The following is a 9,076-nucleotide window of genomic DNA, read 5'->3' as shown; positions in this document are numbered from 1 at the left end:
CTCCGCCCCCCCACACGGGGACGGCCGCCCGGCGGGGCCCGGGCCGGGGCGGCGATCCCGTGTTCGGCACCAGGGGGTGGCGGAGAGTGTCAGCCCTGGTTCGAGAACGCGGCGTCGAACGACGCGGTCGGCTGCGGCCACAGCAGCGACCGCACGAACCCGACGGCCTGGGCGGCGCCGTGCAGGCGGTCCATCCCGGCGTCCTCCCACTCGACCGAGATGGGCCCGGTGTACCCGATGGCCTCGAGCGCGCGGAAGGCGTCCTCCCACGGCACGTCGCCGTGGCCGGTGGACACGAAGTCCCAGCCGCGCCGCGGGTCGCCCCACGGCAGGTGCGAGCCGAGGACGCCGGCCCGGCCGTTCGTCGGACGCAGGCGGGTGTCCTTGCAGTCCACGTGGTAGATCCGGTCCGCGAACTCGACGATGAAGCCGACGGGGTCGATCTGCTGCCACATCATGTGCGACGGGTCCCAGTTGAACCCGAACGCCTCGCGGTGGTCGATCGCCTCGAGCGTCCGCACGCTCGACCAGTAGTCGTAGGCGATCTCGGACGGGTGCACCTCGTGCGCGAACCGCACGCCCTCGCCGTCGAACACGTCGAGGATCGGGTTCCAGCGGGTCGCGAAGTCCTCGTACCCGGCGTCGATGACGGACGTGGGCACGGGCGGGAACTGCGCGACGTACGGCCAGATCTTCGACCCGGTGAACCCGACGACGACGTCCACGCCGAGCTTGCGCGCCACGCGCGCGGACCGCTTCATGTCCTCGGCGGCGCGCTGCCGCACGCCCTCGGGGTCGCCGTCGCCCCACGTGGACGGCCGGACGATCGCCTCGTGGCGGAAGTCGATCGGGTCGTCGCACACGGCCTGGCCGGTGAGGTGGTTGGAGATCGCGAAGACCCGCAGCCCGTACCGGTCGAGGATCTCGCGGCGCGAGGCCACGTACGCGTCGTCGACGTCGGCCCGCTCGAGGTCGAGGTGGTCGCCCGACGCCGCGATCTCGAGGCCGTCGTAGCCCCACTCCGAGGCGAGCCGCGCGACCTCCTCGAACGGCAGGTCGGCCCACTGGCCGGTGAACAGGGTGACCGGGTGGGTGGCGGGAAGGGACTGAGGGTGGCTCATCGTTCTCCTCCAGATACGGCGATCCAGGTGCCGGCGTCGGCGGCGTCCATGACGGCCTCGGTGACGCGCGAGGCGCGCAGGCCGTCGGCGAAACGGGGCAGGCCGTCCGGGTCGGCGCCGCGCACGGCCGCGTAGGTGTCGGCGACGAAGCCGTCGAACGCGTCCTGGTAGCCCTGCGGGTGCCCCGCAGGCGTGGTGACGAGCCGCGCGGCGTCGGGCGCGAGCTGGTCGGCGTCCCGCGGGACGACGAGCGTGCCCGCCCGTCGCCCGACCCACAGCGTCTCGGGCTGCTCCTGGTCGAACGCGAGCGACTCCCCCGTGCCCGCGATCTCGAGGTGCAGCCGGTTCTTGCGGCCGGGCGCGACCTGCGAGACCAGCAGCGTGCCGATGGCGCCGCCCACGGTCTCCAGGGTCACGGCCACGGCGTCCTCGGTCGTGACCCCGCGGTGCTCGGCCCGGTCGGCGACGAACGTGCGCCGCGACGCCGCGACCCGGCTCACCCGGTCGCCCGTGACGAACTCGAGCAGGTCCACGAGGTGCGAGCCGATGTCGGCGAACGCCCGCGAGCGCCCGCCGGTCGCCGGGTCGACGCGCCAGTCGTCGTCGGCGGAGCTGAGCAGCCAGTCCTGCAGGTACGACCCGTGCCACGTGAGCACGGTGCCGGCCTCGCCGGACCGCACGCGGGCGCGCGCCTCGCGCACCATCGGGTGGTAGCGGTAGACGAACGGCACGGTCGCGGTCCGGCCGGCGGCCGCCCCGCCGGGCGCGACGAGGGCGGCGAGGCGTGCGGCGTCGTCGGGCGTGGTCGCGAGCGGCTTCTCGCAGACGACGTGCTTGCCGGCCGCGAGCGCCGCCTCCGCCTGGGAGGCGTGCAGCGCGTTGGGCGTGGTCACGTGGACGACGTCGACGGCGTCGTCCACGAGCAGCTCGTCGAGCGACGCGTACGACCGCTCGAACCCGAGGCGCGTCGCCGCGTCGGCGGCGCGCTCCGGGCTCGAGGAGGCGATCCCGACGAGCCGCGCCCGGGCCGCGCGCGCGGCCCGGGAGTGCACGGTCGCCATGAACCCGCCGCCGACGACGGCCACGCCGAGGCGCTCGTCCGCGCCCGGGACGGGAGCCTGGACCGGTTCGAGCGGGCTCATGCCTCGAGGGTCCGGGCCGTCGGGTCCCAGTCCTCGGGGAGCGCGGGCGCGAGGTCGACGGTGCTCGTGACCTCGACGACCGTCCCGGACGACGCCGCCTCGATGGTCGAGACCATGACGTCGAGCACGTGGAACGCCTGCTCGCCGCTGGCCCGCTCGGGGACGCCGGCGCGGACGGCGCGCGCGAGCTCGACGACGCCGATCCCCCGGGACCGGGTCACGCCCGTCGCCGGGAGCTTCCGGGTCTCGGTGCCGCCGTCGTGGACGACGAGCTCGCCGTCGAACGTGTTGGGGTCGGGGACGACGAGCGTCCCGGTCGACCCGGCGACCTCGAAGCTGGTGCGGCCGAGCTTGCTGTCGAAGCTGAAGATCGACTGGGCGCTGCGGCCGCTCTCGAACTGGAAGAGGGCGCCGACGTGGGTCGGGACGGTGACGTCGAACTGCTCGCCGGCGCGGGGGCCGGAGCCGATCGTGCGGCGCGCCGACGCCTGGGACGCCTGGGCGCTGACGCTCGCGACGGGACCGAAGAGCTGGACCAGCGCGGTCAGGTAGTACGGGCCGATGTCGAACAGCGGGCCCGCGCCCTCCTGGAACAGGAAGTCGGGGTTCGGGTGCCACGACTCGGGCCCCGGGCTCTGCATGAGCGTGAGCGCCGTGAGCGGGTCCCCGATCTCCCCCGACTCGACGAGCCGCCGCGCCGACTGGATCCCGGCCCCGAGGAAGGTGTCGGGCGCGGTCGCGACCCGCAGGCCCGCGTCGTGCGCGGCGTCGAGGAGCTGACGCCCGCTCGAGCGGTCGAGCGCGAACGGCTTCTCGCTCCACACGTGCTTGCCGGCCGCGAGCGCCTGCAGCGCGACGTCCACGTGCACCGCGGGGATGGTGAGGTTCACGACGATCTCGACGTCGTCGTCGGCGAGGAGCTCGGCGACCGTGCCCGACGCCGGGACGCCGTGCTTCTCCGCCTGGGTGCGGGCGCGTTCGGTGTCGAGGTCCGCGACGAAGCGCACGTCGAGGTCGGGGAACGCGGTCAGGTTGCCGAGGTACTCGTTGCTGATGACGCCGGCGCCGATGACGCCGACGCCGACGCGGCCGGTGCGGCTCATGCGAGGCCCTCGGACGTGAGGTAGGCGATCGAGTCGGCGACGGCCTGGAACCGGTCGCCGCGGGAGTCGTCGAGCTCGACGACGCGGAGCGCGTCGGGTCGGGCCGCGATGATGTCGCGGACGGGCAGGCTGCCCTGGCCCACGGCGACCTGGTCGAGGGTGTCCTCGGTGCCGGGGCCGTCCTTGACGTGCAGCGCGACGACGCGGTCGCCGAGGCGCTCGAGCAGCGCGACGGGGTCCGCGCCGCCGACGGCCACCCAGTAGGTGTCGACCTCGAGGGCGACGGCGTCGGGCAGGTTCGCGGCGAGGAGCTCGAGGGCGGTCTGGCCCTCGAGGACGCTCGCGACCTCGTGCGCGTGGTTGTGGTAGCCGACGCGCAGGCCGTACTCGGCCGCGACCTCGGAGGCCGAGGCGAGCTGGTCGGCGATGCGGCGGACCTCGCCGGCGTCCTGCCAGCGCTCCGGCTGCGTGAAGGGGTCGATGATCGTGCTCACGCCGAGCTCGCGGGCGCGCTCGAACGCGGCGCGGGGGTCGTCGCCGAGGAAGCCCTGGTGGGCGGTGGGGGCGGCGAGCCCGGCGGCGGCCAGGCCGTCGGCCAGACCGTCGAAGGTCAGGATGCCGAACGGCTCGACCTGCTCGAGACCGAGCTCCGCGAGCCGCGCCAGGGTGCCGGGGAGGTCGGCGGCGAGGGCCTCGCGCACCGTGTAGAGCTGGACCGAGAGCAGCGGGTGGCTGCCTTCGCCGGTCGGTCGTGACTGCTGTGCCTGCTGGTTCACGGGAGGCTTCGTCCTCTTCGTCGAGTGGGGTTCGTGCGAGCCGACCGATGGTCGTGCAGCCATTCCAGCACCCACTTCTGTCCGTCGTCAATCAAAAGTACCTATGAATGCGTCAGAACTCGCGGACCGTGGTTGAATGTGCCGCGTGACCGGCCAGGACAGCGCACGACCGCTCGTCGCGCCCGAGGCGAGGACGCTCCTCGGCGTCCTCCGCTCCGCCGGGCCGCTCACCCGCGCCCAGCTCGCCGAGCGCACAGGCCTCGCCCGCACCACGCTCACGGCACGGCTCGAGACGCTCGTCGCCGACGGCCTCGTCGTCAGCGCGGGCGGCGCGGCGTCGCGGGGCGGCCGCCCGCCCGGTCTGCTCGCCTTCCGCGCCGACGCACGCCTCCTCCTCGGCATCGACCTCGGCGCCACGCACGCCGTCGTGGGCCTCACGGACCTCGCCGGGACCGTCCGCGACACCCGCGCCGAACGGCTCGCCGTCGCGGACGGCCCGCAGGCCGTCCTCGCTCGCGTGAGCGAGCTTGCGCGCGAGCTCGTCGAGAGCTCGGGCCGCCCGTGGGGCGACGTCGTCGGTGCGGGAGTCGGCCTCCCGGGCCCGGTCGAGCACTCGACCGGCCGCCCGGTCCGCCCGCCGATCATGCCCGGGTGGGACGGCTTCGACGTCCCGGCCCTGCTGCGCGACGCGCTCGGCGTCTCCCTCGTGCTCGTGGACAACGACGTCAACCTGCTCGCGCTCGGCGAGCACACGTCCGCCTGGTCCACCACGGACGACCTGCTCTTCGTCAAGGTCGCCACCGGGATCGGTGCGGGGATCGTCGCCGGCGGGCGGCTCCAGCGCGGCGCCCAGGGCTCGGCCGGCGACCTCGGGCACGTGCGCGTGCCGTTCACGCGGGACGCCCCGCCCCACGGCGACGCCGACGACGACCTCGAGGCCCTCGCGAGCGGCCCCGCCGTCGCCCGGGCGCTGCGCGCGCAGGGCGTGAACGCCGCCGACGCCGACGACGTCGTCGAGCTCGCGCTGCGCGAGGAGCCCGCCGCGGTGCAGGCGCTGCGGCAGGCCGGGCGCGACCTCGGCGCGGTGCTCGCGACCGTCGTGAACCTGCTCAACCCCGGCGTGATCGTCGTCGGGGGGACGCTGGCACGAGCCGGCGAGCACCTGCTCGCGGGCGTGCGCGAGACCGTCTACGGCCGCTCGACGGCGCTCGCGACCCGCGACCTCACCATCGTGCCCGCGACGTCCGGCGAGACCGGCGGCGTGCTCGGCGCCGCGGTCATGGTGAGCCAGCACCTGCTCGACGGGCCCGCCGAGGACTGAGCCGGCGGCGCGGTGCGACCGGCCGGCCCGGGAGCGTCAGGCGCCGGCCATCCGCTGGCGCGACTGCTCGATACGGCTGTCGAGGTCCCCGGCGAACGCCCGGACCTCGGCCTTGTGCGGGGTCGACGCCACCAGCGCGTCGAGCTGGAGCCGCGCCTCGAGCGGGCGCTCGGCGTCGAGCGCGGCCAGGACGACCTGCCGCCCCGCCTCCGCGACGTGCTCGCGCGGCCGCCAGTGCCCGACGCCGAGCCCGAGGGCGTCGACGGGCATCCCCGCCTCGCGCAGCAGCTCGAGCCCGTTCGCGAGCGCCTGGCCCGACGGGTCGCGCTCGGCCGCGGTCGACAGACGCCGCAGCGTGCCCTCGTGGTCGTCGCCGATCGACAGCCGGGCGAGCTCGAGGAGGGGGTACCAGGCCTTGGGGTTGCCGGCCAGCTCCTCCGCGAGCGACCACTCGGCGAGGTCGGCCTCGCGGCGCCGCGTCGGGACGTCGGACTCCGCCGCGAGCGGGTCTTCGTCGGTGTGCGCCTGCGAGGCGTGCCGCCGCACGATCTCGGCGAGCGCCTGGAAGGCGCGCTCGTCGTTGGGGTTCTCGGACAGCACGGCGCGCAGCGCGTCCTCGTGGACCGTGTCTCCCCGTCGGCGCGACGGCGTGGGGCGCCGCGTGCCGACGGTCGAGGCGGAGCCGGACCGCCGCAGGAGCTGTCGCAGTCGGGGCATGAGGGCCATACCCTCGACCCTAACCTCTTGAACGGTGCATGACCCGGTCTCGGCCCGGACCTGAAGGCACGGCGTCGCGTCACCCCCGGCCACGGGCGGCGCACCTTTGTGGACCACCCACAATCGCGTCCGTATGCTCTACCCGTGCCGACGACCGGGAACCCCGACAACCTGCAGCGCGTCAAGGACGCCAGCGGACTCCTGACGGGCGCCACCCTGCGGCGCATGGAGTCCGAGCTCGAGTGGTATCGCGGGCTGTCCGCGCAGGAGCGGTCGTGGGTCGGGCTGCTCGCCCAGTCGGCCATCACCGCGTTCACGCAGTGGTTCGCCGCGCCGGACCGCCCGCCGCACGGCGCGAACGAGATCTTCGCCGGCGCTCCCCCGGAGCTCGCGCGCTCCATCTCCCTGCAGCACACGCTGCAGCTCGTGCGGATCGGCGTGGAGGTCGTCGAGCAGTACTCCGACCAGCTCGCGATCCCGGGCACCGAGCGCGACCTGCGCGAGGCCGTGCTGCGCTACTCGCGCGAGGTCGCGTTCTCCGCGGCCGAGGTCTACGCCCGGGCCGCGGAGGTCCGCGGCGCGTGGGACGCCCGGCTCGAGGCCCTCGTCGTCGACGCGCTCCTGCGGGGCGACGGCGACGCCGGCGACCGGTCGCTGCGCTCGCGCCTGTCCGCCCTCGGTTGGAACGGGCAGGGCGCGGTGCTCGTCATGGTCGGGCCGGCCGTGGTCCCGCTCGACGAGGTCAGCACCACCGAGCTGCGGCGGGTGGCCCGCCGGGCCGCCGGCGACGCCCTGGTCGGGATCCACGGGGACCGCCTCGTCGTCGTGCTGGGCGGCCGCGAGGGCGACCGGGACGGCCTGGTCACCGCCGCGGCCGCGCTCGTCTCGCGCTTCGGGGACGGCCCCGTCGTGATCGGGCCCGTGGTGGACGGCGTCGACGAGGCGGGGCGCTCGGCGCAGGCCGCGCTCGCCGGGCTCGCGGCCGCGCCCGCGTGGCCCCAGGCGCCCCGGCCCGTCCTGGCCGACGACCTGCTGCCCGAGCGCGTCCTGACCGGCGACGCGAGCGCCCGCCGCACGCTGGTCGCCCAGGCGTACCGGCCGTTGCAGGAGGCCGGCGGGTCCGTCCTGGAGACGCTGTCCGCGTACCTCGGCACGGGGCGGTCGCTCGAGGCCGCCGCCCGCACCCTCTACGTCCACCCCAACACCGTGCGCTACCGCCTGCGCAAGGTCTCGGAGATCACGGGCTGGGACCCGCTCGACGCCCGCGAGTCGTTCGTCCTGCAGGTCGCGCTCGCGCTCGGCCAGGTCGAGGCGACGCGCCGCGGGCGTTGAGCCCGGCCGCTCGACTTGTAGGTTTGCCACAAGAGCCTTTCTCAAGGTTCGTGCGCGTCGCGACGCCCGTCCGGGGCGCCGGGGGGGCACAGTGGTGAGGTGCTCGCCGTCGTCTGCCCTGGACAGGGCTCCCAGACCCCCGGAATGCTCGGCCCCTGGCTCGAGCTGCCCGGACTGAACGAACTCCTCGGCACCTGGTCCGAGCTCGCGGGCGTGGACCTCGTCGCCCACGGCACGACCTCGGACGCCGACACGATCCGCGACACCGCGGTCGCCCAGCCGCTCATCGTCGGGGCGTCCCTGCTGTCCGCGCACGCGATCCTTGGCGACGACGTGGCCGCCGTCGACGTCACGGCGGGCCACTCGGTCGGCGAGTTCGCCGCGACCGCGCTCGCCGGTGTGCTGTCCCCCGAGCAGGCGATCCGCCTCGTCGGCGTCCGCGGCGCCGCGATGGCCCGGGCCGCCGCCGCGGAGCCGACCGGCATGAGCGCGGTCCTCGGCGGCCAGCCCGAGGACGTGACCGCACGGCTCGACGAGCTCGGCCTCGTGGGCGCCAACGTCAACGGCGGCGGCCAGGTCGTCGCGGCCGGCTCGCTCGACGCCCTCGCGGCCCTCGCCGCCGAGCCGCCCACCCGGGCGCGCGTGATCCCGCTCCAGGTCGCGGGCGCGTTCCACACCGAGACCATGCGCCCGGCGGTCGCCGAGCTCCAGGCTGCGGTCGACGCGCTCCCGGCCGGCGACGCCACCGACGCGCCGCAGGTCGCGCTGCTCTCGAACGCCGACGGCGCCGTCGTCACCGACCGGGCCGACGCGCTCGCACGACTCGTCCGGCAGGTCGCGAACCCCGTCCGCTGGGACCTGTGCCAGGCCACGCTCGCCGAGCGCGGCGTCACCGGCCTCCTCGAGCTCGCGCCCGGCGGTGTCCTCACGGGCCTGGCACGGCGTACCCTGCCGGGGGTGGAGGCGTTCGCGGTGAAGTCCGCCGACGACGTCGACGCCGCCCGCGCGTTCGTCGCCCGCCACGCCGGCGCAGGCACGAGCCGCGGCGCCTGACCGCCCCGGCGGCAGGTAGCACCGCCACCCCCAGCAGGACCGGCCACCCGACCCGTGGACCGGTCGGACCTGCCGGCCCCCACACCGGGCCGTCACCGACCGCACAACACAAGGAGAAGCACACGATGGCCTACACCGAAGAGGAAGTCCTCGCCGGCCTCGCCGAGATCGTCGCCGAGGAGTCCGGTCAGCCGGCCTCCGCCGTGGTCCCGGGCGCGTCGTTCACCGACGACCTCGACATCGACTCCCTGTCGATGATGACGATCATCACGCACGCCGAGGACAAGTTCGACGTCCGCATCCCCGACGAGGACGTCAAGAACCTGTCCACCGTCGGCGACGCCGTCTCGTACATCGCGAAGGCCCAGGCCTGACGCGAAGCACCTCGGGGCGCACCAGCCCCACCCCCGTGGGGGGGGGGGGGGGGGGGGGGCCCCCCCCCCCCCCGCGCGCCCCCCCCGCCCCCCCGCCCCCCCCAACACCCCCCCCCCCCCGCGAAGGGGCCGCCCCC

Annotated in this window: 9 protein-coding genes; 4 read left to right on the top strand and 5 right to left on the bottom strand. The window is 75.5% G+C overall.

All coding sequences use genetic code 11. The features are described 5' to 3' along the window. Window positions 1–89: 89 nt before the first annotated feature. From ACFT5B_RS19275 to ACFT5B_RS19260, 4 genes are read right to left on the bottom strand one after another with little or no spacing between them, the layout of a single operon-like run. Window positions 90–1,121 carry a sugar phosphate isomerase/epimerase family protein gene (locus tag ACFT5B_RS19275; RefSeq protein ID WP_386800804.1) on the bottom strand — a complete coding sequence of 344 codons (1,032 nt, stop codon included), beginning with the start codon at window positions 1,119–1,121 and terminating at the stop codon, window positions 90–92. Further along, entirely contained in the window at window positions 1,118–2,263 is a 1,146-nt protein-coding gene (locus ACFT5B_RS19270) for a Gfo/Idh/MocA family protein (protein ID WP_386800803.1), read from the bottom strand. Before ACFT5B_RS19270 ends, ACFT5B_RS19275 begins: the two co-directional genes overlap by 4 nt. Continuing rightward, a complete protein-coding gene (locus ACFT5B_RS19265; protein ID WP_386800802.1) occupies window positions 2,260–3,366 on the bottom strand; it encodes a Gfo/Idh/MocA family protein in 1,107 nt (368 codons plus the stop codon). Before ACFT5B_RS19265 ends, ACFT5B_RS19270 begins: the two co-directional genes overlap by 4 nt. Then, window positions 3,363–4,142 (bottom strand): sugar phosphate isomerase/epimerase family protein, encoded by a 780-nt coding sequence (locus tag ACFT5B_RS19260; RefSeq protein ID WP_386800801.1) that lies wholly within the window; start codon window positions 4,140–4,142, stop codon window positions 3,363–3,365. Before ACFT5B_RS19260 ends, ACFT5B_RS19265 begins: the two co-directional genes overlap by 4 nt. A gap of 136 nt (window positions 4,143–4,278) precedes the next feature. Between ACFT5B_RS19260 and ACFT5B_RS19255 the strand changes: the two genes are divergently transcribed. Then, window positions 4,279–5,463, top strand: a complete 1,185-nt coding sequence (locus ACFT5B_RS19255; RefSeq protein WP_386800800.1) for an ROK family protein — start codon at window positions 4,279–4,281, stop codon at window positions 5,461–5,463. A gap of 36 nt (window positions 5,464–5,499) precedes the next feature. Here ACFT5B_RS19255 and ACFT5B_RS19250 read toward each other — a convergent pair whose 3' ends face one another. Then, window positions 5,500–6,189, bottom strand: coding sequence for a hypothetical protein (locus tag ACFT5B_RS19250; RefSeq protein WP_386800799.1), 690 nt, complete (start codon window positions 6,187–6,189; stop codon window positions 5,500–5,502). A 135-nt stretch (window positions 6,190–6,324) separates the two neighbouring features. On the opposite strand from ACFT5B_RS19250, the gene ACFT5B_RS19245 reads away from it, so the two are divergent. From ACFT5B_RS19245 to ACFT5B_RS19235, 3 genes are all read left to right on the top strand, one after another. Continuing rightward, entirely contained in the window at window positions 6,325–7,512 is a 1,188-nt protein-coding gene (locus ACFT5B_RS19245) for a PucR family transcriptional regulator (protein ID WP_386800798.1), read from the top strand. Window positions 7,513–7,611: 99 nt separating this feature from the next. Continuing rightward, window positions 7,612–8,565 (top strand): ACP S-malonyltransferase, encoded by a 954-nt coding sequence (locus tag ACFT5B_RS19240; protein WP_386800797.1) that lies wholly within the window; start codon window positions 7,612–7,614, stop codon window positions 8,563–8,565. 125 nt (window positions 8,566–8,690) lie between these two features. After that, window positions 8,691–8,939, top strand: coding sequence for an acyl carrier protein (locus ACFT5B_RS19235; protein WP_386800796.1), 249 nt, complete (start codon window positions 8,691–8,693; stop codon window positions 8,937–8,939). The last annotated feature ends 137 nt before the right edge of the window (window positions 8,940–9,076 follow it).

The sequence above is a fragment of the Luteimicrobium sp. NPDC057192 genome (assembly GCF_042670205.1).
Taxonomy (GTDB): Bacteria; Actinomycetota; Actinomycetes; order Actinomycetales; family Cellulomonadaceae; genus Luteimicrobium.
The sequence above is the reverse complement of the archived record's forward strand: the minus strand, read 5'-3'. Positions and strand labels throughout refer to the sequence as shown.